Annotated in this window: 20 protein-coding genes; 2 read left to right on the forward strand and 18 right to left on the reverse strand. The window is 55.6% G+C overall.

Translation table 11 applies throughout. The features are described 5' to 3' along the window. Positions 1-22: 22 nt before the first annotated feature. From arc to rpoZ, 8 genes are all read right to left on the reverse strand, one after another. Complete coding sequence (arc, locus tag OZX70_RS05420) at positions 23-1,687, reverse strand: proteasome ATPase (RefSeq protein ID WP_277182118.1); 1,665 nt, start codon at positions 1,685-1,687, stop codon at positions 23-25. 35 nt (positions 1,688-1,722) lie between these two features. Beyond that, positions 1,723-2,574, reverse strand: coding sequence for an aldo/keto reductase (locus OZX70_RS05425; protein ID WP_277179686.1), 852 nt, complete (start codon positions 2,572-2,574; stop codon positions 1,723-1,725). A 264-nt stretch (positions 2,575-2,838) separates the two neighbouring features. After that, the gene (fmt, locus tag OZX70_RS05430; protein ID WP_277179688.1) at positions 2,839-3,873 is read right to left on the reverse strand and encodes a methionyl-tRNA formyltransferase; all 1,035 of its coding nucleotides are present in this window, start codon (positions 3,871-3,873) and stop codon (positions 2,839-2,841) included. Between the two features lie 152 nt (positions 3,874-4,025). Continuing rightward, a complete protein-coding gene (locus OZX70_RS05435; RefSeq protein WP_277179690.1) occupies positions 4,026-4,733 on the reverse strand; it encodes an HAD family phosphatase in 708 nt (235 codons plus the stop codon). An 86-nt stretch (positions 4,734-4,819) separates the two neighbouring features. Then, a complete protein-coding gene (locus OZX70_RS05440) occupies positions 4,820-7,309 on the reverse strand; it encodes a primosomal protein N' (RefSeq protein ID WP_277179692.1) in 2,490 nt (829 codons plus the stop codon). A 109-nt stretch (positions 7,310-7,418) separates the two neighbouring features. Next, the gene (locus OZX70_RS05445; RefSeq protein WP_277179694.1) at positions 7,419-8,729 is read right to left on the reverse strand and encodes a class I SAM-dependent methyltransferase; all 1,311 of its coding nucleotides are present in this window, start codon (positions 8,727-8,729) and stop codon (positions 7,419-7,421) included. A 376-nt stretch (positions 8,730-9,105) separates the two neighbouring features. After that, a complete protein-coding gene (metK, locus tag OZX70_RS05450) occupies positions 9,106-10,329 on the reverse strand; it encodes a methionine adenosyltransferase (protein WP_277182119.1) in 1,224 nt (407 codons plus the stop codon). 183 nt (positions 10,330-10,512) lie between these two features. Next, a complete protein-coding gene (rpoZ, locus tag OZX70_RS05455; protein WP_277179696.1) occupies positions 10,513-10,806 on the reverse strand; it encodes a DNA-directed RNA polymerase subunit omega in 294 nt (97 codons plus the stop codon). 162 nt (positions 10,807-10,968) lie between these two features. Here rpoZ and ilvD point away from each other — a divergent pair, with 162 nt between their 5' ends. Further along, complete coding sequence (gene ilvD / locus OZX70_RS05460) at positions 10,969-12,831, forward strand: dihydroxy-acid dehydratase (RefSeq protein ID WP_277182120.1); 1,863 nt, start codon at positions 10,969-10,971, stop codon at positions 12,829-12,831. 255 nt (positions 12,832-13,086) lie between these two features. Here ilvD and OZX70_RS05465 read toward each other — a convergent pair whose 3' ends face one another. From OZX70_RS05465 to OZX70_RS05480, 4 genes are all read right to left on the reverse strand, one after another. Continuing rightward, complete coding sequence (locus OZX70_RS05465; RefSeq protein ID WP_277179699.1) at positions 13,087-13,329, reverse strand: hypothetical protein; 243 nt, start codon at positions 13,327-13,329, stop codon at positions 13,087-13,089. Between the two features lie 173 nt (positions 13,330-13,502). Next, positions 13,503-14,099, reverse strand: coding sequence for a guanylate kinase (gmk, locus tag OZX70_RS05470; RefSeq protein ID WP_277182122.1), 597 nt, complete (start codon positions 14,097-14,099; stop codon positions 13,503-13,505). 279 nt (positions 14,100-14,378) lie between these two features. After that, complete coding sequence (locus OZX70_RS05475; protein ID WP_277179701.1) at positions 14,379-15,347, reverse strand: amidohydrolase family protein; 969 nt, start codon at positions 15,345-15,347, stop codon at positions 14,379-14,381. A 27-nt stretch (positions 15,348-15,374) separates the two neighbouring features. Next, the gene (locus tag OZX70_RS05480; RefSeq protein WP_277182123.1) at positions 15,375-16,832 is read right to left on the reverse strand and encodes a PTS transporter subunit IIC; all 1,458 of its coding nucleotides are present in this window, start codon (positions 16,830-16,832) and stop codon (positions 15,375-15,377) included. A gap of 31 nt (positions 16,833-16,863) precedes the next feature. Here OZX70_RS05480 and OZX70_RS05485 point away from each other — a divergent pair, with 31 nt between their 5' ends. After that, positions 16,864-17,055 carry a hypothetical protein gene (locus OZX70_RS05485; RefSeq protein WP_277179703.1) on the forward strand — a complete coding sequence of 64 codons (192 nt, stop codon included), beginning with the start codon at positions 16,864-16,866 and terminating at the stop codon, positions 17,053-17,055. 176 nt (positions 17,056-17,231) lie between these two features. On the opposite strand, the gene OZX70_RS05490 is transcribed toward OZX70_RS05485, so the two are convergent. The 6 genes from OZX70_RS05490 to OZX70_RS05515 all read right to left on the reverse strand — a co-directional run bounded on the left by OZX70_RS05490 (position 17,232) and on the right by OZX70_RS05515 (position 23,496). After that, positions 17,232-18,101 carry an L-ribulose-5-phosphate 3-epimerase gene (locus OZX70_RS05490; RefSeq protein WP_277179705.1) on the reverse strand — a complete coding sequence of 290 codons (870 nt, stop codon included), beginning with the start codon at positions 18,099-18,101 and terminating at the stop codon, positions 17,232-17,234. Then, on the reverse strand, positions 18,098-19,618 hold the full coding sequence (locus OZX70_RS05495) for an FGGY-family carbohydrate kinase (protein WP_277179707.1): 1,521 nt from the start codon (positions 19,616-19,618) through the stop codon (positions 18,098-18,100). Before OZX70_RS05495 ends, OZX70_RS05490 begins: the two co-directional genes overlap by 4 nt. Before the next feature lies 1 nt (position 19,619). Beyond that, positions 19,620-20,633, reverse strand: a complete 1,014-nt coding sequence (locus tag OZX70_RS05500) for a hypothetical protein (RefSeq protein WP_277179709.1) — start codon at positions 20,631-20,633, stop codon at positions 19,620-19,622. Between the two features lie 24 nt (positions 20,634-20,657). Then, positions 20,658-21,611: an NAD(P)-dependent oxidoreductase gene (locus tag OZX70_RS05505; RefSeq protein WP_277179711.1), complete on the reverse strand. Its 954-nt coding sequence runs from the start codon at positions 21,609-21,611 to the stop codon at positions 20,658-20,660. Positions 21,612-21,901: 290 nt separating this feature from the next. After that, a complete protein-coding gene (locus OZX70_RS05510; protein WP_277179713.1) occupies positions 21,902-22,372 on the reverse strand; it encodes a YhcH/YjgK/YiaL family protein in 471 nt (156 codons plus the stop codon). Positions 22,373-22,509: 137 nt separating this feature from the next. After that, positions 22,510-23,496: a LacI family DNA-binding transcriptional regulator gene (locus OZX70_RS05515; protein WP_277179715.1), complete on the reverse strand. Its 987-nt coding sequence runs from the start codon at positions 23,494-23,496 to the stop codon at positions 22,510-22,512. Between the last annotated feature and the right edge of the window lie 13 nt (positions 23,497-23,509).

The following is a 23,509-nucleotide window of genomic DNA, read 5'->3' on the forward strand; positions in this document are numbered from 1 at the left end:
CTGCCTGCTTTTCAATAATAGATTATTCAGCGGGTCGGATACGTACCGCATGGCCGCCGGCGATACCGTTGATCTTCGACCACTGGACCGGATCAGAATCCATGACGGAATCACTGGTCTCCTCGAACTCGTCATCAACGGCACGAAGCACCGCATCCGCCCCGATTTTCATCGGACTGCCGAGTGTAATCGAGTCCTTGACGGCGTGGGTCTTGACACGGTCGACAATGTTCTTGAGCATCGCCCCACACATCACATCGGCCAAGATGACCCTCGACCAACGACCCTGATCGTCACACACATCGCAGATATGACGCTGGGGACCATCGGCGTAGACACTGTCGACCAGAACTCTGGTCAGAGTTTCGGCATTTTGGCCTGATTCATACGGCAGATTGCTCGTAAGATAATGCGATACAATCTGCGCCGCAGCCTCTTTGCCCGGCCGGTCGATGCGAATTTTGACATCAAGGCGACCGGGACGCAATACAGCTGGATCGATCATATCGACACGGTTCGAAGCACCGATGACCATGACATTGTCAAGGCTTTCCACACCGTCAAGTTCGGCAAGGAACTGCGGGACAATGGTCGTCTCCACGTCGCTGGAAACACCGGAACCACGGGTACGCAGCAACGAATCCATCTCGTCGATGAAAACGATGACGGGTTTGCCTTCGGCTGCGCGGGTACGCGCCCGTTTGAAAATCAGGCGGATGAGACGTTCCGATTCCCCCACGTACTTATTCAGAAGTTCCGGACCCTTCACCGAAAGGAACACTCCGTTTTCGGCATTCCCACCAGACAACGCGTTGGCGACGGCCTTGGCGATAAGCGTCTTGCCATTGCCGGGAGGCCCGTATAGCAGTACACCCTTCGGCGGACGCAGGTCATAGCGTTCGAAAAGCTTGCGGTGCAGGAACGGCAGCTCGACGGCGTCCTTGATGCGTTCGATTTGCGAGTCCAATCCGCCGATGTCGCCGAAAGTCGCATCCGGAGTTTGCTCCAGCACCAGATCGGTGGCGTTCTCGACCGGCAGCACTTCCAGCGCCAGACGTGCCATACCGTCAACCAGTACCCGCGCGCCCGGCTCGATGGTGACATCCGCGAGCGCACTCGCCCGTTCAATCAACGTAACATTGCCTGACTCGTCGGCAACCATCAGCCGCGCATCGTCCAACACCTGCTTGACAGAGCGAACCAGTCCGGATATCTCGAGCCCCCGTTGTTCGACCAGAACCATATTCTCGTTCAAAAGCACGGTTCTGCCGCCGACCAGACGAGAGGCGGGCACATTGGAGGCCACAGGCACGATCAAGCGGCGGTTGCCGGAAAGCACTTCGGCCAAGGCATGCTGCACACCCTGTTCATCGGTGCTGCAAGAATCCACCCGAACCATGGTCGCAAAGTTCAGTGGAGGTGCGGCCATCAGACCAAGCTGCGACTTCGCTTTCTGCAACTCCTTGCCGGCCCGCGTCAGGGCTACGGCCAGCGCATGGTTCTTGGCCCGCAGGTTGTCGTTTTCCCGAACGAAATCTTCGAGGGTCTGGCCATTGGCGGTATCCGAATCGGAACCACCTTTCACGGCAGCATTTTCGATATTCTCCGCATTGTTGACCTTGGATGAATTGCCTGTTCCGTTTTTGCCGGACACTTGGACGTTGCCGTCCTGCTCGCCATTGCTCATCACAAATCCACTTTTCTTATCAATCCCGCTTAGAGTCAATCCACATCAAGCGGCACGCGGTGGGTCGGTGCCGGATAACGTTTGTCAAGCTGCGCCAGGTCATCGTCGGTCAGTTCGATACTGGCCGAAGCGATATTGGCACGCATATGCTCGGGATTCGAGGTCTGCGGAATAGCCAATGTATTGCCGTCCCGCACTGCCCAGGCAATCAGGAGTTCATAGGTGGAAACGCCGTGACGCTCAGCTACCTGACGAACAGTGGCATCCTGCAGCATACTGGTCTTCAAATCGTTGGCGAGGCCGCCGACCGGACTGTAGGCGATCAGTGGGATATGGCGCTCTCGCTGCCACGGCAGCAGATCGTATTCCACGCCGCGCGACTCAATATTGTACAGGTCTTCGTTTGCAGCGACATTGCCACCGGCGGGAAGGGCCACCAGTTCCTGCATGTCCGGAATATCGAAGTTCGAAACGCCCCAAGAACGAATTTTGCCGGTTTCGCGGAGTCTGTCAAGTTCGGCGACAGTTTCTTCAAGGGGGATCGAGCCACGCCAATGGTAAAGATACAGGTCGAGATGGTCGGTCTGGAGCCGTTTCAGGCTGGCATCAAGATGCTGTTCCATCGCCGTCTTGGAGGCATTGTCCGGTTTTATTTTTGAAATGAGGAAAATATCATCGCGGTTGAACGGCTTGAGCGCCTCGCCCACCAGTGTTTCGGATTTTCCGTCGCCGTACACCTCTGCGGTGTCGACAGCCCTCGCTCCGGCTTCGATGCCGGTTCGAATCGCCGCGACCTCTTCATCGTGCTTTTCCGCATCATTGCCCATGTGCCACGTGCCGATGCCGACTGCCGGCACAGTTTGTCCTGCAATGTTCAGTTTGCTCATAGCATGCCTCCCTTGTGCATATCCACCTTAAATATGGTGTCCGTTTTGCTTCTGCCTTGCCAGTTTAGCGGCACTCAGTAACAGGGATAGCACATAGAAAGGCATTCCAGTGTGTTTGGTTCGCAAAAACGATGCAGCCTTGATGAACGAAAACAATATGACATACAATGAAATCAGCAATCTGTTTCCGCAAGGAATTCATATCGTCCGACACGATTTCAGTGCCATCCCGATTATGTTTCAATACCTTTCGGGTACCTTGTATTAGTCTACATAGGCATCAGCAGAGAGGCGAGCGCCACGGGCCCAATCAGCGGCCCGCATGGCTTTCTTGCCCTGAGCCTTGACTTCTTCAAGTTCAAGGGGGGCGGTGGCGGTTCCTATCCACACATGCTTTTTGGTACTTGCCAGCATACCCGGTCCAAGGTCGACGGGAACCTGCGGGTCATCGGTATCGGCTGGACGCGCCTTCAACACGTGGAACGGTTCGGCGTCGCCCATATCACGTTCAGCGTTCAAAGAAATCCTGCCTGTATCGGGCTGTGCAGACGGATTCGAAGCGTCTGCCACACCTTGTGGATGCAGCATGCACCATGCACCCGGTTCAGGGGTGCAGGCCCGTATTTGACGGTCGGTGGCAAAAACCGGCACATCGAAACGGATGCGCGCATCGTCATGCGTAATCTTTTTTGCGACTTCATAAGCACCTTGCGGTTGCTCCTGAAGCACGATTCGTCCCTCGGCCATCGCTGTCAGTGCCGAGGCCAAGAGATGGGAACCATCCTCGGCAAGTCTGGAAAGGATGTCTCCGGAAGTGTCGTGTGCGCCGATTTCACAGGTCGATTGCGCCAGAATCGGGCCGGTGTCCATCCCTTTGGTCAGTTTGAAGACAGTGGCGCCAGTAATCGTGTCGCCCCGCCAAACGGAACGCTGCACCGGGGCCGCGCCACGCCACTGCGGCAACAATGAGAAATGCAGATTGTACCAGCCCATCGGCAACGCACCCAGCACGTCTTCCTTAAGGATTTTTCCGTAGGCGACCACCGCCCCAGCCTCGGCACCGGTGGCCTTGAGTTCGCTGATAAATGACGGCTCTTTCGGATCACATTCCAGAACCGGAATGTCAAGGTTCAAGGCAGCCTCTTTGACTGGGCTCGGCGTCAGCTTCCGCCCGCGGCCTTGGGGCGCATCAGGCCTGGTCAGCACGGCGACGACCTCGAAATGCTCCTTGTCTTCGGCCAACTGGCGCAACGCGGGAACCGCCACATCCGGAGTTCCTGCAAACAACACTTTCAACATAGATGTTCCTTTGTTCCAATCGAGAATCGATAATCGAAATTCTGCATAAACCAATAAGGTAGAAAAGCATCATCAGATACCATAAACCAGTAGAACCGCCAAAATGAGGTCAGTGCGCTGCTCGTATCCTATCAGTCCAAAACGTGCGCGCCTCAGCCCTGGATACCGGGAATATCGATACCCTCTTGCCTCAGCAATGTCCTCAGTTTGTAGGAGTCATTGAATCTCACAGCGCGCACACCCGCAGAGTTGGCACCAACGATGTTCATCGCCTTGTCGTCGACGAACAGGGCAGTATCGGCGGGGATGCCGAAACGTTTCAACGAGTATTCGAAAATGTCGCGATGCGGCTTGCGCAGCTTCACATAGCCAGAGACCACGGCATCGTCCAGATCGCTTAAAATCGGGTACATTTTCTTAGCCGTTGGGAATAGTTCGGTCGCCCAATTCGACAACCCCCACACGCCGATACCTGCGGCCTTTAGATCGTTGACCAAAACGCGCATGCCTTCGACAGGGCCAATCAGAGAGTCTTCGAAGTTGCGGTAATAATAATCCATCATTGTCGCCCATGGCTCGCCATACTTCCCGCGAACCCAAGTCACTGCCTCAGCCGAGGAGTCGCCGACATCCATTGCGTCGCTGGCATCGTAGAAACCCGAAACGTTGTTGTCGAGGAACCTGTCGGTCAGCTCCCGCGAATATCGCGGCAACATGACCGCCTGCGGGTCCCATTTCACCAGCACATTGCCAAAATCAAAGATCACGTTTTCAATCGGCTTGCCGTCGGCACCTTTCGCCGCATCCTCCGACTTGATTACGTTGTAATCCATTTCCGGTTCGCCCGGCCAGCCTTTCATGGTTCCTCCTTGGAAAACACTTGATATCGTGACTATTCCCATGCTTTCATGGAACAACGACGAAACGAAAATACGATCTCTGCAGGCTAGATAAGATCTTTCGGGTCGAGCTGGAATCGCAATTCTCCCGGCGTTCGCGTAGCAACATGACGAGCCGCTTCGGCATGCAGACGCTTGGCCAATAGCGCACGCTGACGCTGTGAAACGCGGACAACGGCCTTGACACGATCCTGCGTCGCCTCCAATTCGCGGGCATCCACCGTTTTGGGCTGCGGGATAGGGACAGGTCCGAGCACTGCCGGAAGATCTCCTTCCTCGGTGCTGACCGAGCTCAAGTCTGCGGTCAACGCTCCTATGTTATTCAGCGTTTCCATCACCGCGTCCCTGCGTCCCCATACGCAAGCCATGGCGAAAACGGGAGTAAGTCCGGTTTCGGCACGTTCGTCAAGCTCTCTGGCGGCGAGGATACGCGAATCCCATTGCTTCAGCGATTCTGCGATTGCAGGGTCGGTTTCGCCAATCAGGAGAACCTGCCCTCCTTCTTTGCGGCAGGCACACATCGCAGCGGCGCGCATCCACGCGGTGAGCGCATCGATTCGCGCATCCACTCCCGGGGCATAGAGGCTGGTCCAGGCGTCAAGGATGGCCACGGCCTGATAATGACCGATGCCACCATCTTCTGTATGTACGCGCGGTTCGGCTTCCGGCGTGGCGATGACGATCAGCGGGCGGTCCGGCACCCATTCGACGATGCCGCCCCGCTGGCTTGGGCTCGAAAGCACCATCGGGATATCGCGGAACAAGTGCTGCAGTTGTGAGGCGGTTCCGGCAGCGCCGACACGCACAACACTCATCCGTTTGCCGTGGCAATAAGGACATGTCCAATCGCTGGCCGGAGCCCCGCACCAGCGGCATCGCGGCGCATCCCCAAGCACTTGCTGCAACGGGCCGGTGCAACGTGGGCAGCGGGCCTGACGATGGCAACGCGCGCAACTTAGGGCCTCGGCGATACCGTCGTGCGGAATGGAAAAGAGTATCGGGCCGTTTTCCAAGGCTTGTGAAAGAACCCGGACTGCGGTATGCGGCACACGAGCGCCGATGGACGGGTCGGCCAGACGTGCCAATTCGTCGCGGTTGAGCCATCGAACCCACGGCGAGAGATCCTCGAGAACAGCCGGCAACGGATGCACTGCCATACTGAACCCGCTGACTGGAGTCTCGCAGACTTGTACGCGACAGGTAGGCTCCGTGGAGAATATCGCGTCATTAGTTTGCGCCTGAGTCTGTATTTGTTGAGACTCTATGCTGTTCACGTTTTCTTGAGAATGGTTGGCATCGTCAAGCGGATAGGTCTCACCCGTTTCCAATACCGGTTCTGGCGGATTTGTATCGGTTTCAGATATTGGATGAGCATCATCACCGGTATTTTCGTTTTCCGCGACATCAGGCTTCGCATTCACGGCATTGATGTGCCTATCAGCAGCATTGCGTAAATTCCCGCTCACTTCCCACTCGCTGGTTGCGCTGCGGGCGTTGGCCATGGCTATGAACGTGCCTCCGTGAAGCTTGGCACGCAAACGCAAAACCCCGCGGGCGGCCGCATACGGCATCATGCCGTCGGCGTTCTGATAAGCAGAATCCTCGAGGATCGCAAACAACCCTGCCCCTTCGACCGGTGCATACATAGCCGCTCTGGTACCAATGACACAACGCACTTGCCCGCTTGCGGCCGCAAGATAGGAACGATAGCGTTCGGAGGGTGCCATAGCGGCCGCCAACAGTGCGAAATCTCCGTCGAAGCCACCGTTGGTGGCGTTGGTTTGCCGGAATGGTTTGAGACCGAATTGACGCAACGCAGCTGCAACGTCATTGACCTCACGCATGGTCGGCAATACCAGAACGGCCGTCCGCCCGTTTTTGAGCGACAAACTCGCCATATAAGCCAAATCCTGGGCCCATTGATTCACTCCAGGCAAGGCATCAACCACGAACGAGGCGAATCCCCCGCCACTCAACGCATCGTGCAAGGCGACGGCTTCATCATAGCTTGCCCGCAAGCGTTGTGAGCTTTGCTCGAATTCTTCTTCATCGAGCTTTACACGCCCGCGGCTTCCTGCCCATGTTCCTGACATCGCAAGATGTTGTTCTTTATCGACTTTTGCAACCCTTGGCGGAACGGCAAGACGCAGAATATTCGCGGGAGTGCCGCCGTACGCTTCAGCAATGGCAGTGATATCGCGACGCATCGAGGCCGACACCAGCACGTCAGGGGTCATGACTCGTTCAATATAACGTAATGCCGAAGCTGCGGTATGGCTTTTCTCGACACGATTCCAGACGATGCCGTTGACACGTCTTCCGCCAAAACGAACCCGTACCATGACGCCAGGCTGCGCAGCCTCAGAAAGTTTCTCATCAATGAGATAGTCGAATGTCTGGCCCAAATGAGTGGCTTGCACATCCAATATCACCTGCGCTATCGGATTTTCTTTGGCTGGGGTATGGGTGACCGTTTTGCGGCGCTTGCGTGGGGCCAGCCCCGCGAGCGCCGGCTGTTCGGCCTGCGGTTCACTCATGGTTCAATGATAACGTTGCTTGCAAATTTTCGACACTTGAAAATTTGCAAGCCAAATGAAAATACAAAACGCCACGGCGAAAACCGTGGCGTTTCTATTCCTATCAGAGTCAGATCTCGGTCGGCTTGACGGTCGCATCCTCGACCCACCACGGACGCAGCGGATAGGTGTCGGTCATTTTCTCGTCGTCCGGACGCACGCAGAGGAACTGGTGAATCTGGATATTGTTGAGCTCGAAGTTCAGGGCGCAGCCGGCCATGTAGAGGCCCCACAGGCGCGCCTTGGGCTCGCCCATCAGCTCGACGGCGCGATCCCAGCCCGCAACCAGGTTCTTGTTCCAATTGTGCAGGGTGAGCGCATAGTGTTGACGCAGATTCTCCTGGTTGACGACTTCGAAGCCGGTGTCCTGGATGACGGTCTCGATCTCGCCCGGGGAAGCCAGCTGGCCGTCGGGGAAAATGTAACGGTCGATGAACTCGCCGGCGGCCTTGCCCGTCATGGAGTTGACGCGAGTGATCTGGTGGTTCAACAGGCGGCCGTTGGGCTTGAGCTTGTCGAAGATCTCCTTGAAGTAAGAGGGATAGTGTTTGAAACCGACGTGCTCCATCATGCCGATCGAGCAGATGCCGTCAAAGTCGCCTTCCGGCACATCGCGGTAATCCATCTGGCGGACTTCGGCAAGGTCTTCGAGACCTTCGCGCTTGATCCATTCCTGTGCCCACTTGACCTGCTCGCCGGCCAGGGTGACGCCCAGAACCTTGATGCCACGTTGTGCGGCACGGATTTCCATGGAGCCCCAGCCACAGCCGATGTCGAGAAGCCTGTCGCCGGGCTTCAGGTTGAGCTTGTCGAGCACGAGGTCGAGCTTGCGCCACTCGGCGTCCTCGAGCGAATCCTCTGGCGAGGTGAACACGCCGCAGGTGTAGGTCATCGAGGAACCGAGGAAGAGACGGTAGAACTCGTTGGACTGGTCATAGTGATAGCTCACCGTAGCGGAATCGCCGGCCTTGGAGTGCGGCAGCAGGCCTTCGGTGCGGCGACGCCAACGGCTCGGGCCTTCGATGGACGGCGCTTCGGGGTGACGGATGCCATGTGAATAGACGGCGGCGACGATACGCGCCAAGTCGGCAGGATTCGGCTTCTTCATATCCGGCTTCAGAGCCATAAGCTCCTTGAACACTTCGTAAGGATTGCCAGGAATGAGCTCCGGCGAAGCGATGTCGCCCTGAAGGTAGGCGCGTGCGAGGCCAAGATCGTTGGGATGGTCGACCATATAATACACAGCGCGCGAATTGTTCACCGTAATATGGAGCGGTGCGTCCTGCGGCCCGAATGATGAACCGTCGAATGCGGTGATGTTGATTTTCCCATTGTCCTTGAGGAACATTGAGACCATATCGGCTACGGTCATAGCGGCCATGCGCAACCTCCAAAATAAGTGCATTTCGTTGCATTTTCTTCATGCAAAATCATATTCAGCCTATTGCTCACTTACGACACCGTAACGATTTTGCTGGTTGTGAAATCCAATGCGCGCACTGCCGCACGCCAGCCTGATCAACCCCATCCATGCACTTTTTCGCTGTCACCGTCAGAAATGTGCATTTTAGCAACGGCATCATGCATATTTCTGACGCCAGTGTCTAAAATGTGCATGCGACAAGCGCCAAAACGCACTTTTCTGACGCCAACGTCACCGACCAACCCCAACACCTGAATCCTTGGGGAGAAAACAAAAAGCTGTGCCACATGTCGAACCATGTGACACAGCTAAAGTCTCGGAATCTACCGGGAGCTCAGAGCTTGGCGATGGCCGCCTTGAGCTCGTCTACCTTGTCGGTGGCCTCCCAGGTGAAGTCCGGGTCGGTGCGGCCGAAGTGGCCGTATGCCGCGGTCTTCAGGTAGATCGGGCGAAGCAAATCGAGCTCGTCGATGATCGCGGCCGGACGCAGGTCGAAGACCTTGCGCACCGCGGCCTGGATCTGCTCACGGGTGACTCCCCCGATCTCGGTGCCGAAGGTGTTGACGTTGACGCTCACCGGATCGGCGACGCCGATGGCATAGGCCACCTGCACCTCGACCTTGTGCGCAAGCCCCGCCGCGACGATGTTCTTGGCCACCCAGCGCGTGGCGTAGGCCGCGGAACGGTCGACCTTGCTCGGGTCCTTGCCGGAGAACGCGCCGCCACCGTGGTGGGCCGCTCCGCCGTAGGTGTCAACGATGATCTTACGGCCGGTCAGCCCTGCGTCAGCCGCCGGACCGCCCAAGATGAACGAACCGGTCGGATTGACCAGAATGCGGTAATCGTCATGCTTAATCTTGTCACCGCAGACTTCGGCGAGTACCGGTTCGATGACATGCTCGCGTAGTTGCGGCAGTAGCCAATCGTGGTCGACGTCGGGGTCGTGCTGCGTGGAGATGAGCACCGTGTCGACACGAACCGGACGGTCGTCATCGTCGTATTCGATGGTGACCTGGGTCTTGCCGTCCGGGCGCAGATGCGGGACGATGCTCTCCTTGCGAACCTGGGCCAGACGATAGGCCAAACGATGCGAAAGATAAATCGGCAACGGCATCAGCACGTCAGTCTCGTCGCAGGCGTAACCGAACATGATGCCCTGGTCGCCGGCGCCCTGGGCCTCGTAGCGTTCCTCGCGCGAGACTTCGGTCTCCTGCTCGGGGTTGAGACGATCGACACCTTGGTTGATTTCCGCGCTCTGCTCGGTCAGCGAGACCAGCACGCCGCACGAATCGGCGTCAAGACCGACCTCGGAAGAGGTGTAGCCGATATTCTTGACGACATTACGCACGATGCGCTGGATGTCGGAATACCCGGAACTAGTCACCTCGCCAAAAATAAGGAATTGTCCGATGGCGGCCGATGTTTCCACGGCCACATGGGAATGGGGATCCTGACGAAGCATATCGTCGAGGATGGCGTCGGAAATCTGATCGCAGACTTTGTCGGGATGCCCTTCGGTAACCGATTCCGCGGAAATCAGGCGACGTTCTTTTGTCACTTCTGTAGACACAGTGAACTTCTTTCTTCCATGCCAGAGCCGTTTGAGGCGGCTGACGTGTATACATACGGGAAGTAAGCTTACCCTTATGTCTCTATTTCAATGCACCGATTGACACCTCGAGCTTAGAACGCAAAAGCCCGACTCCGCAAACGGAATCGGGCTAAAAGGGTTGAAAACGGACTAGTCGAGGCTGCCTTCGCTCAGATCGTCCTCGCCGAGGGTCTCTTCCAACAGGCCCTCATTGATTTCGCGGAAGGCGATGGAAAGCGGCTTCTCATTGTTCTGGTATTCCACCAGCGGACCCACGTTCTGCAAAAGGCCTTCGTTCAACTGGGTGAAATAAGAATTGATCTGACGGGCACGCTTCGCGGCGAAAATCGACAACGAATACTTGTTGTAATCGGAATGCTCCATCAACTCGTCGATTGTCGGGTCGGCAAGACCGCTCGGTGTAGGCTCGGTGCCAAATGCCATATTGTTTGCTCCCTAAAGAAGAATAAAGCTACTCAACTAATATAGTATACGCTGATACGACGATTTCACTGTGGTTTTATGCAACAAGGCAAGAAAAACATTAAAACAAGTTCATCATTTGGTCGATATTCGGCAAATATGAGACAGATGAACTTATATGGAATCATGCAAATGCGCTCACATAATATCATGACCGGCCGCATGTTCGCCGGTGCCCGAGCACTCTATCGCGCCGCAGGCGTGGCCGGAGACGACTTGGGCAAGAAACCCATCGTCGCCATCGCCAACTCGTTCTCCGAGTTCGTGCCTGGCCATGTCCACCTCAACAAGGTCGGACGTCTCGTGTCAAAGGCCGTTGAAGAGGCCGGCGGCATCCCCCGCGAGTTCAACACCATCGCTGTCGACGACGGCATCGCCATGGGCCACACCGGTATGCTCTACTCACTGCCGAGCCGTGACCTGATCGCCGACGCCGTAGAATACTCCGTCAACGCCCACTGCGCCGACGCCCTGATCTGCATCTCCAACTGCGATAAAATCACTCCCGGCATGCTGATGGCTGCGCTACGCCTCAATATCCCTACGATTTTCGTTTCCGGTGGACCCATGGAGGCAGGGTCCACAACCCTGTCCAACGGCGAAACCGACACCACCGACCTCATCGATGTGATGTACGCCTCGGCCGATGACAACGTCTCCGACGAAGACCTACTCGCCTATGAAAAGACCGTCTGCCCCACCTGCGGTTCCTGCGCCGGCATGTTCACCGCCAACTCCATGAACTGCCTCACGGAAGCGCTCGGCCTGGCCTTGCCCGGCAACGGAACCACACTTGCCTCGCACGGCTATCGCAAGCAGCTTTTCGTCGATGCCGGCAAGAAGATCGTCGACCTCGCGCATCGCTATTATGACGAAGATGACGAGAGCGTTTTGCCACGCAATATCGCCACCAAAAAGGCTTTCGAGAACGCCATGACCATGGATGTAGCCATGGGCGGTTCCACCAACACCGTGCTGCACATCCTCGCCGCAGCCCAGAGTGCCGACGTCGACTTCACGCTTGACGACATCGAGCGCATCAGCCACACGGTGCCCTGCATCTGTAAGGCCAGCCCTTCCGGCGATTGGGAAATCTCCGACGTACACCGCGCCGGCGGCATCTGCGGCATCCTCGGAGAGCTCGACCGAGCAGACAAACTGCATCGCGATGTGCATTCCGTCGATTATCCGACGCTGGAAGCCAAGCTCGATGATTGGGACATCATGCGCCCGACCTGCCTTGCCAAGGCGAAGGAACTTTATCGTGCAGCTCCGGGACATATCAAGTCCCCCGAACCGTTCACGCATGAGACGCTCTCCGACACGCTCGACACCGATCGCGTCAACGGTGCCATCCATGACATCAACCATCCGGCGGTGAAGGAAGGCGGTCTCGCGATTCTGCGCGGCAACCTCGCCCCCGACGGCTGCGTGGTCAAGACCGCTGGCGTGCCCGAGAACATCTGGAAGTTCCGCGGACCGGCCCACATCGTCGAGTCCCAGGAACAGGCCGTCGAGGTCATCCTGGGCGACAAGCTCAAGAAGGGCGAGGCGCTGGTCATCCGCTACGAAGGCCCCAAGGGAGGCCCGGGCATGCAGGAAATGCTCTACCCCACCTCGTTCGTCAAAGGAAAAGGCATCGGCAAGGACGTCGCGCTGATCACCGACGGCCGCTATTCCGGCGGTTCGTCAGGCCTGGCCATCGGCCACGTCGCTCCCGAGGCGGCCAACAAGGGCCCGATCGCGCTGATCAAGGATGGCGACATGATCGACATCGACATCCCGAACCGCACCATCGACGTGGAACTCACCGACGAACAGTTCGAAGAGCGTCGCAAGGAGCTCGAAGCCGGAGACGGCTACGTGGCCCACCGCGACCGCAAGGTCTCGTTGGCCCTCAAGGCCTACGCTGCCTTCGCCCGCTCTGCAGATAAAGGCGCTACTAGAGACCCCGAGCTGATAAATCAGCTTTCCGGCCTCAAGTAGCCTTCGCAATCTAGCGATTGCTCACCTCGCCTACGGGGAGTTCACAGGACTCCCCGCTTTACGGCTTGGCCCGCGATCCTGAATTAATTAACAAGCTCAGCGGTCTAGCATGATGCGCTGGTAGTTTAGCAATTTATTAATCGCAAGTGGCCCTGCATATGACTTCGTTCATAGGCAGGGCCACTGTTATGGAAATGCCGATACGGAATCATACACACAAATCATCAAGCACTAGCATGACTAACAAAAACAGAACTATTTTTCGCTCGCGCTAGATGAATGTTCTGCCTCACGCTTCTTTTTCGCCTTGTGCATGTCTTCGACAACATGCACGACCACCAAGACCGCGGAGAGACCTATAGCTTGAGACCAAAGCTTCGGATCAGTCAATGCCGCCAAAAAATGCCCATGGTCAAACCAGAAAATCCCCAGCACAAAATAAGTGACAAGAGTGATGACAAAAACTATCGCGTTCTCTTTCCAAGAGATATCCTTCATAAGAGTATCCTTCAACCGTCGATGTCGAATTCAATCACCGCAACACTGCTAAAACGAATACATCAAATGTATCAAGCGAATAGGAGAAACCAATTCGTGTGATACCAACAGAGACTACCCCAAAGTCAAGTTCATCGTTGTAGTTATCACCTTTTGCGGAACACCGCAAATCTTTAATTTCCTTTGATGCCGTATTCCTTGGCGATGACGTCCCAGAGCTCGTCGGCGGCGCGATCGACGGTGTCGTTGACGATCTTGACGTCGAATTCCGGTTCGGCGGCCAGCTCGACCTTCGCGGTCTCCAAACGTTTCTTGCGCTGTTCCTCATTCTCCGTGCCACGGCCGATCAGACGTTTCACCAGCTCGTCGTAGCTCGGCGGGGCAATGAAGACCGAGACGATTTCAAGGTTGAGCTCGGCGGCACGCTGCTTGACGCGGCGGGCACCCTGCAGATCGATTTCAAGAATCGTGGGAATGTTCTTGGCCAAATGGTCGAGCACCGGCTGCAGAGGTGTGCCGTAATGGGCCATGCCATGCACGACGGCGGTCTCAAGGAACCAGTTCTGCTTCTCTTTGGCGACAAATTCGTCCTCGTTCATGAACCAGTAGTTTTTTCCGTTGACTTCTCCCGGCCGAGGATCGCGCGTGGTGGCGGAAACGGAAACCCAGACCTCGGGATGTTTGCTCAGCAGATTCGCTTCAACAGTTCCCTTACCGACAGCGGTAGGTCCGGTCAAGACGATCAGCCGACCTTTATGTATCTGCGTCATCTTTTTATCCTCGCTGTTTCTGCTCAAAGCCTTCTCCTTGCTCATGTACGCTCTATTCTAACCAAGCCACCGAATCGGTCTATGCCAACCAATTACGATACATCTAGACTGATTGCATACGCACAAGCATCGGATAAGTTTTGGCCCTGCCGGTCATACAAAACCGGCAGGGCCAAAACTTGAAAAAATCCGACCGAATTGCACGGCACATAGGAGCCTGAGCTCAACACTCACGGACTTATCCACGACCGCGCAATCCAATCACCACATCATGGGAGTTCACTCTCCGGTGACCGGGTCGACTGCTTCGGCCACAGCCTTAACGTTCTGCGGCTTGAAGTAGATGCGCTCGGGGTTGTTGTAGAACACATCCTCAAGCTCGGACTCGGTGAAGATATCTGTAGCCTCGAGCCAAGTGGCCAAGTTGTGGTACGAGTTGAAGGTGGAGGACCACGGCGAATCAGTGCCCCAGAAGATGCGCTTAGCGCCAAGCACCTTCTTGGCCAGAGCGGTATCCTTCTGGCAGCGCGGGAACGGGAACTCGGTCTCGCCCTCGATATCCTGAATCGCGGAAAGCTCGACAGAAATGTTCGGATACGGCTCCCACTGACGCAACTCGCATTCCAGACGATTGAGATGGTCGGCGCTCGGGAAGGACAGGTGGCAGACGACAAAGTCAAGCTGCGGGTAACGCTGCGCAAGATTGGCGATGGCTTCGGGCTGGTGGCTCAGCTGTGTGTAGTCACCATAGTCCACAGTCACCACGAAGCCGGGGTAATCCGAGATGTAGTGGAAGAAGAGACCGAGCTGTGGGTCATTGTCGAGACGGAACGCGTGATGGTAGCCCATCAGGCCACCTCCTTGACTGATCTCAAGCTTGACCGCACGGAAGCCGAGGTCGTCGATATGGCGCTTGACCGAGGTCATCGCCTCGTCACTGAACGGGTCGAACGAGAAGGCGCCGATGAAACGATCCGGATACTTCTTGACCGTCTGATAGGTGTAGTAGTTCTGGAAGGCGTAGAGGCTGCCCTGCAGGAGCACGGCCTTGTTGATGCCGTTTTCGTCCATGACCTTCAGCGCCGATTCGGCGAGGAAGTCGTCGTCGCCCCAGCCGTCGGGAATGAGCTTCAGGGGCATGCCGTTGTCCCAGATGGCCTTGCCGTCGCCCAGCGGGGTCATGCGGCCCTTGCCGTTGTAACCGGAGACCGAACGCACCAAATGCAGATGTCCGTCAATTTTTTTCATGATATACTCCTTTGTTATTTATTATTATCAGTACGTTATCTTTTCATCGCTGCCCGCGTATCCGGCGTTCTTGTCGGACATCTTGCGCAGGTAACGCCAAATCTGAGAACGATACTTGCGAAGCAGGAACAGCAGAATCAGATACACAACCACGCAGCCGCCAATAATGAACGGGTTCTTCGAGATGAATGCCGCGAAGATAAGCGCGTTCAACGGGCGTGCCATGAGGTTGAAGCTGGTGATCAGTACCACGCCGGCCGGGATGGCCGCACCATACTGCGAGACCGCACCGGTGTAGATGTCGCCGAGCCAGCTGGAGGCGTAAAGGCCGAGGCTGAACCAGACGATGCCGTTGGCGATAACCTTCAGAATGTTGCCGCGGGTGATGGCCACGATGGACTCGACCATGAACGGCAGGGAGATGAGGTCGACGATGGGCAGGGTCTTGTTGCCGGGAAGCAAGAAGGCGATGAGCACCATGATCGGGATGAGGATGACGCCGGAGATAATGGTCGCGGGTTCGCCGTAGCCGACACCGTCGTCCACGCCGAGGAACCAACGCTTCTTGTCATCGATCTCGTCGATGGGCTCGTCGTCTTCAACGCCAGCCTTCTTCTTGTGATTCTGGTCAATCTCTTCGGCCAACGGAGTGAAGGCCTTGGAGAAGACGTTGGTGACCAACGGGAAGATGGTCATCACGGCAGAGAGCTCGATGGCGAAGGACAGGATCTGCCCCCAGGCCTTAAGGCTTGCCAGATTGGTGATGTTGGCGATGAGGCCGATGATGAGACCCAGGATGATGCCCAACGTGGTCGGCTCGCCGAAGACGCCCAGCTTCTTCTTGAAGTACTGCGGGGTCATCTTGACCTTGTTGAACCCGAGAAGGTTCCACAGCGGGTCGAGAAGGATGGCCGGAACGACCTGCTCGATGTTGTGCAATGAGGCGACCGAGGCGTTCTTCACACCGTAGTAATCGGACCAGCGGTCGGCCTGAACTTCGGCCAGCAGCAGGGCGTAGAAGAGCATGAAGAAGGAGAGACCCAGCGAAAGAGCGAAGTTATGGGTGACGTAGTAGCACAGTGTGCCCCAGATCATGAAGCCGAAGTTGTTCCACAGATTGGAGGCCATGAAGATCTTGGTGACACCAAGTGCGAAAAGCAACAGCTCGACAATCAGGCCGAACACGAAGAACGTCAGGCCGACGGGCGAACCGAAGGAGGCCAACGAACCGGCCTGCCAGCCGATATCGACCACGGGCAGCTTGATGCCGGTGTTGTCGACCATCTGCTTGATGACCTTGGTCACCACAGGTGTAAATGCCTGAATGATCCAGGTGAAGCCTGTGAGGCCGACACCTGCGTAGAACGCGCTCATCATGGCTGTTTTGGGTTTGACCCGCAGACACAGCGCGACGATGAAGATCATAATCGGGACGACAACGCTGGCCCCGAAGGTCTGGAAGACTTGATTTACGGTTTGGAGCATTTCGCTCACACTTTCTTTCAAGGTACAGTTCATGCCAGCCAATGGCATTTGTACGACGAATTCCTTGAAACATTCCGGTGCACACACTGCACCGTTGTTCGGTATTGAAGGAGTTGGCTTCATCGCCTTCAATTATGCAATCATCACAGCTTTTATCGATTGCTTGCGGTTGCTTTACCACCCCATGGACTGGTACCTTGCGGCTCGCGCCATCAACCAGTGATGGCCCGGTGCCTGTACATATCCCTCTTTCGTGGGGTTGAAGCCGTGTTCTCACTATCGGGTGGTCTGGCTCCAACCCCTGGGACAGGCCCTACATCATCAAGCTCTGTCATCAGATTCCTCTTTCTCATCGTAGATTTCCCCGAACGTAACTGTCTGGGATTTCTCCTCAAAAAGTCAGTCGACTGGCTCCTGCTCGATACCGACCTTGCGGAAGATATCATCAAAGAAGCTTTTGGCCTTTTTGACCTCTGCTATGGGGTCTGGGGCCTTGTTGGTCCACATTTCAATGGTCATCGCACCGGTATATCCCAATCGATGCAGGGTGCGCAGGCATCCCTCGAAATCGACCGAGCCATCACCAAACGGCACGTCACGGAACTGGCCCTTGCTTGTCGCACTTACGGGCTTGCTGTCCTTCAGATGCACGGAGACAATGTTATCGATGCCCATTTCGAGCTCCTTGCCAACATCGTTTTCGGGCCAGCCGGAAAGGTTGCCTAGATCAGGATAGGCCTGCAGCCACGGGCTGTGAATCTGGGTCTTGAGATAGATGATCTTCTGCAGCGAGTTGAGGAAGGGGTCGTCCATGGTCTCGATGTCGAGCATGACCTGACGGGTCGCCGCGTATTCGACGCCTTTCTTCAGGTTCTCAACGAACCACTCACGTGACTCCAATGTCTTAGGTTCGTAATACACGTCGTATCCGGCCATCTGAATGTTGCGAATACCGAGGTCATAGGCCAAATCTATAGCCTTGTAAAGCATCTCAAGGCTGTGTTCGCGCACCTTGGGATCCGCAGAACCCATCGGGAAACGGCGGTGCCCACTGAGCATCAGCGTATGGATACGCACACCGGTGTCCCACGCGGCGTCTCGCAGATCCTCACGCTGCTTGCGCGTCCAGTCCAGGCGGGCCAGGCGTTCGTCGCTTTCGTCGACCGAAAACTCGATGAAATTAAAACCGAGGTCATGCACCAGCTGCAGGGTCTTATGCCAGGACTCGACGGCAGGCAAGGCCTTCTCGTATATGCCCAGTGAATTCATCGTGTTCCTTCCTTTTGGGTTGCGTGTAATTTGGACCAGACGCCATTCAAGGCATCCAGCAAAATCTGATATCGCTGGTACTTCTCGTCATATTTGCGATGCTGTACCGCATCGGGTTCGAAGCATGAATCGACATGAATCATGCGATTCGCAGCCTGCTGCAGATTGGAATAGTCTCCTGTGGCATAGGCCGAAAGCACTGCGCCACCAAGTCCGGTGATTTCATGGCCTTTGACGGTTTGAACCGGCAGCCCGATGATGTCGGCGAACATCTGCATCCACGAGGGGGAATTGGCCGCTCCCCCGCAGACGCGCAGGGATTGCGGACGCGTGGTGTCGGAATACAGCAGCTGATCGATATGCTGACGATGTGCGAAGACGACGCCTTCATAGACGGCCCGAACCAGTTGCATACGTGTGGTCGTACTTTCCAACCCCACAAAAGAAGCCGTGGCATCCGGGTCGCTGTTGCTGCCGTAGAGGAAGGGGGTGTAAAGCACCTGGGTAAAATCGGCGTCCTCTTGCCTGAGATTTGCCTCCAAACGTTCGTAATCCTCGTCGGTATCCTTGCCGGTAGGCGAAAGCAACCGCAGAATCCGGCTCAGATTACCTGACGAGGTGGGGCTCGAGGCCTCGACCAGCACCCTGTCCTTGAGGAACAGGGAGTTCATGATGCCGGGCATCCGTTCGGTCGGGGTATGCGAAAGATAGGTGTTGATGCTCCATGTGCCGGCGATCACGGAATAGTGATTGTGATCCAGCGCTCCTGAGCCCAACGTTCCGGCATCGATGTCGAAGAGCCCTCCGGTAACCGGAGTCCCCTCAATGAGACCGGTCTCATTGGCAGCTTGAACATCTATCGTATCCACGATATCTGCGGATTCCACCAAGTCAGGCCGCCATTGCACCGCCTCGGAGATACCGAAGAAGGTCAGCAACCTATCGTCGTAGTCGCGGGTTTTGAGATTGATGAGATTGTTGCCTGAAGCGTCGCCGATCTCCTGATGAATGCCGCCGGTCAGCAGGTAACGCACAAAATCCTTTGCCGAAAGGATGCTGCCGATGTTGGCATAGCGCTCCGGCTCGTGATCTTTGATCCAGCGCAGCAGCACCGGTGCTTGGCTGGCCATCACGTGCTGGTGGCTGATCGGATAGATTTCCTTCACTCGAGTCTCGAAGCTTCGTGCCAAATCATTGGCCCGCTCGTCGGTCGACAAGATGCCATTGCAGAAGATCTTACCGTTGTTGTCAAGAAGATACAGTCCCTTGCCATGCCCCACACAAGTGATGCAGGCTATGTCCTTCGGCGAGACCTCGGTCCGCTCAAGAACCTGTCGGATTGCAGCGAACAACGAATCACGCATGCCCTTGAGGTCGATCTCACGCATTTCAGGCATGTCTTGAATCCAAGGGGTATCGAAAACTGAAACTCCTACCTGGGTTCCTTCTTCGTCGAAAATCAACGCACGGGTGTTGGTTCCGCCATTGTCGAGAATAAGAAAATAACGTCCGGCCATTTCAGTTCACCTCATCGGTAATGCGGTAAATGGCTATGGAATTGCTTTCACGGTTGGCACTCAGCAAGTAATCCTCACCATCCTTACGGAAAACCGTAACATTGCTGGGACCGACACCGGATTCGATGACGGTTTTGTGCATCTTGCGGTCTGGAGCTTCTATGGTCATCAGCTCCTGGTCTCCCCCACGGTAGCCAAAGAGGAAGTAAGGACGACCGAAGAGCATCTCACTATCGATGGCGTGTCCGAACGGCGACCCGCCCTCGGTTGCGTCCAATGTCCGGAATCGGTCGTCATAAAGCCTTAGATGATCGCCATGGAATCCTTGAATCGCCAGGTATTCCTGATGACCGTCGCCGTCGATGTCAATCATCGCGATATCGCTGGTTTCTTCTTCGGCCAGACGCTCGATGCGCCAATCCTCGTCGTCCTGCGGATAATGCAGGCGGAAAATGCCTTCGTGACCGGTAATCAGCGAAGTCGTGGGGGTCTCGCGGCGATATCCGTGATTCTTGGTGATGCGGATGTCGAGTTCGCGGACATCTTTCAGACAGTCAGCCACCGGATCGTAGTCCCCGACGAAAACCTTGCCCGGATCCGACCAATCATCGGTGAACTTCTTGGAATTGGCAATGGAGCAACCGACAAACCAGAAGCCGCCGTCATGCTTAATGATGTCGAAACGGTGGATATACGGCGTGTCGGCAATCGGCTTGACGTCCCAATCCTTGCCGTTGAAATGTGCATGCACGATACGGCAGGTCTTGGAGTTGAATCCAGGATAAAAACGCTGAGTGGCAAGGAAATCAAGCGTCCCCGGCAGCTGGACCATGGTCATCGTGCCACCGACATCCGGCCAGACCACGATGCGGCGGTAATTGTCGTCGAGGTCGTAGGCATAGCAGGGGCGATTTTCCTCGGAAGCGATAAGCGCAAAATCGCGTCCAAGTTCGTTCATCCGCAAAATCGCGTAACCATGATCGAGCTCGTCTTTGAAAACCTTGGAAAATCGCATGATCTCTCCTTGCTTTGAGAAAACTTACTTGTTGACGACGTTGATCGGCTTGCCGTCGAAGAAGCTGATCAGGTTGTCGGTGGCTTCGGCAGCCAGACCGATGCGCGCCTCGATGGTGCCGGTGCCCGCGTGAGGTGAAAGCACGACGTTGGGCAGCGAGCGCAGTTTCTCGGAAACCTTCGGCTCGAACTCGAAGACATCGAGTCCAGCACCGGCGATCTGGCCGGATTCCAGCGCGTCGACCAGCGCCTTCTCCTGCACGATCGGGCCGCGTGCAGCGTTGATCAGGTAAGCGTCATTCTTCATCTTGGCGAAGGCCTCGGCGTTGAAGACACCATGAGTACTTGGCAGCTCGGGAGCGTGGATGGTCACCACGTCGGAGCGCCTCAAGAGTTCATCGAAATCGACATATTCACAGTTGTTCTCGCGGTCAAACTCTTCTCCGAACGGGCGGTCGTTGTTGTAGATGACCTTCATGCCGAAAGCCTGGGCAAGCTTGGCAACGCTCTTGCCGATGCGGCCCATGCCGAAGACGCCCAAAGTCAGGCCGTTCAAAGTACGGCCCTGATACTTCCGCTCGGAAGGATCAATCCAATCGCCACGACGGACGATTCCGTCATAGAAATGCAGGCGCTTTACCGCAGCGAGCATCAGCGTCATGGTAAACTCGGCCGTCGGGATGCGTACCTCGCGCGGGCTGTTGGAAACCACGATGCCTTTTTGCTTGGCGTAGTTGACATCGACGTGGTCGTAGCCGACGCCGTTGACCGAGATGACTTTCAGGTTGCTGCAAGCGTCGATCAGCTCACGGTCGCCCTTCTGGGCCATAAGAATCATGCCGTCGTATTCGTGGCCGTGCTCCAGAACGAAGTCGCGGGTAAACGGCTTGTCGGCGGAATACGTCACGTCGAAACGATCAAACAGCTTGTCAAGCCCTTCGCGAGGCACAATCCCCGTCACTAAAATTTTCTCGGTCATTATTGTTCTCCTTGATACTCGTTAGCGGATAGCCGTTACGTTCATATGTTTTGAATTCAAACCCTGTCATTGCAGGGATGACACCGGTCTCATAGGAAACAGAAAGATATTGCTTCTTTTGTTCATCTGAAACATCTCCTAATGACACCGGTATCATTTTTCGAGTCACTTAATAAGACTAATTGTAAATGGAAAATTAGAACTGTCAAATGAAACACGCCACGATCGCCATGTTCGTTTTTGGAACCCACCGACGGATCGGTTCAGATTCAAGCGGGTACAAAAACCGCTTAGCGCACCGAAATCTTGACAACGACCTTGTGCACTGGTTCGGCGTTGTCCCCCACCCTGCCACGCGGGGCATGCATGTCTTCAGGATAAACGAGAACATAGTGGCCGGGGGTCAACAGCACTCGATTGTGATGTTGCGGGTGCGGATAGAAAACGATGTCGTTTTCCGCGTTGTACTCGGTGTTGGGCTCAACGCTGCCGGTATCCCACCAACGCACATATTCCCGGCCTGAAAGCAGATAGTGCAGATCGATGTGGTCGTGGTGGCTCTCGTAGCTGATCGACTGGTAATCCATGGAATCGTAGCTCTGCAGATGCACGACAATATCGTCGGTGCCGTCCAAAGAATACGTTTCGTCGGCTTTGCCAGAAAGCTGTGCAGCATGGGTGTTGAGGTAGGCTATCGCCTTGTCAATACGCTCGCGGACCTTGGGATCGGTGCGATAATCCATCGCATTTCCGTTTTCCATAATGATTCTCCTTTGCATCCTAAATGAATCACGAAAAGCATCGTTCTTGGTAGCGACAACTAAAAACGCCGATAACGGAAAACGGCGTAAATCATTATGGACACGCTCGGATGAAAACCTGGGGAGAGGGCAAGAACCTACCGAAGATCTGTCGAATCCCTGACCACCAGCTTCGATTGGATGATCCTGGTTTCGGGCTTGCCGCCAATCGGCGTTCCGCCTTCCAGCAATGTTTTGGCGGAGACATAGCCCATCGTGTACGAGTCCTGCCGTACCGCGGTGATTGCTGGATTCAGAAACTCCATCCAATCCCAATCCTCGAAGGAAATCACACCGATATCACGACCGATGGCTATGTCGTGCTTCCTTGCGAATTTCAGGAAAATCTTCAGCGCCTCGCCGTTGGAGGTGAAAATTCCCTTTGGCCGGTTGGAGGAAGAGAAAAGTTGCGTCAGTCTTGTTTCCGCCTCATCCATCGCGTCAAAGGAAACAACAATCGGCTCCTGCTGGCCTTCGACGGCATCGAGATAAGCGTCGCAACGGATGGAACGAGTGGTCACCGATTTGATGTCGAGCGTAATAAAAGCAATAGGCGTGCATCCCTGATCCTGTAAATAATGGATAGCGTGCAAGGTGCTGTCGTAATTGTCGGAAGTGACGGTGGAAAACATTTCTTTTTTGAGCGGCCTGTCAATGAAAACGGTTTTGCGCGGATCCAACTTGGAAAGGAATTTTTCATTGTCGCCGCAGGTCTGGATGATTAGCCTGTCGACGCTGGATGACCTGAAATTCTTGATGATGTCACGTTCACGCTTGATGCTGCCGTCTGAAATCGCAAACGCCGTGGACTGACCGCGTTCTTCGCAAGCGTCAAAAATGCCTTTCATGAACACAGACGAAAAAGGATTGCTGATGTCGGAGACGATGACACCGACCGTCGGCATCTGACCACGCGCCAAACCCACGGCCACCTGGTTCGGACGGTAATCGAGCTCTTGGATTACCTTGGATACAATCCGCTGCGTGGATGGTGAAATCTTATCCCGTTCACCTCTGATATAGCGAGAGACAGTCGACTTTGAGACTCCGGCTTGCCGTGCAATATCTTTGATAGTGTAATGCATTCTAGGCCTTTAA

The sequence above is a fragment of the Bifidobacterium sp. ESL0732 genome, assembly GCF_029395535.1.
In the GTDB taxonomy this organism is placed as follows: Bacteria; Actinomycetota; Actinomycetes; order Actinomycetales; family Bifidobacteriaceae; genus Bifidobacterium.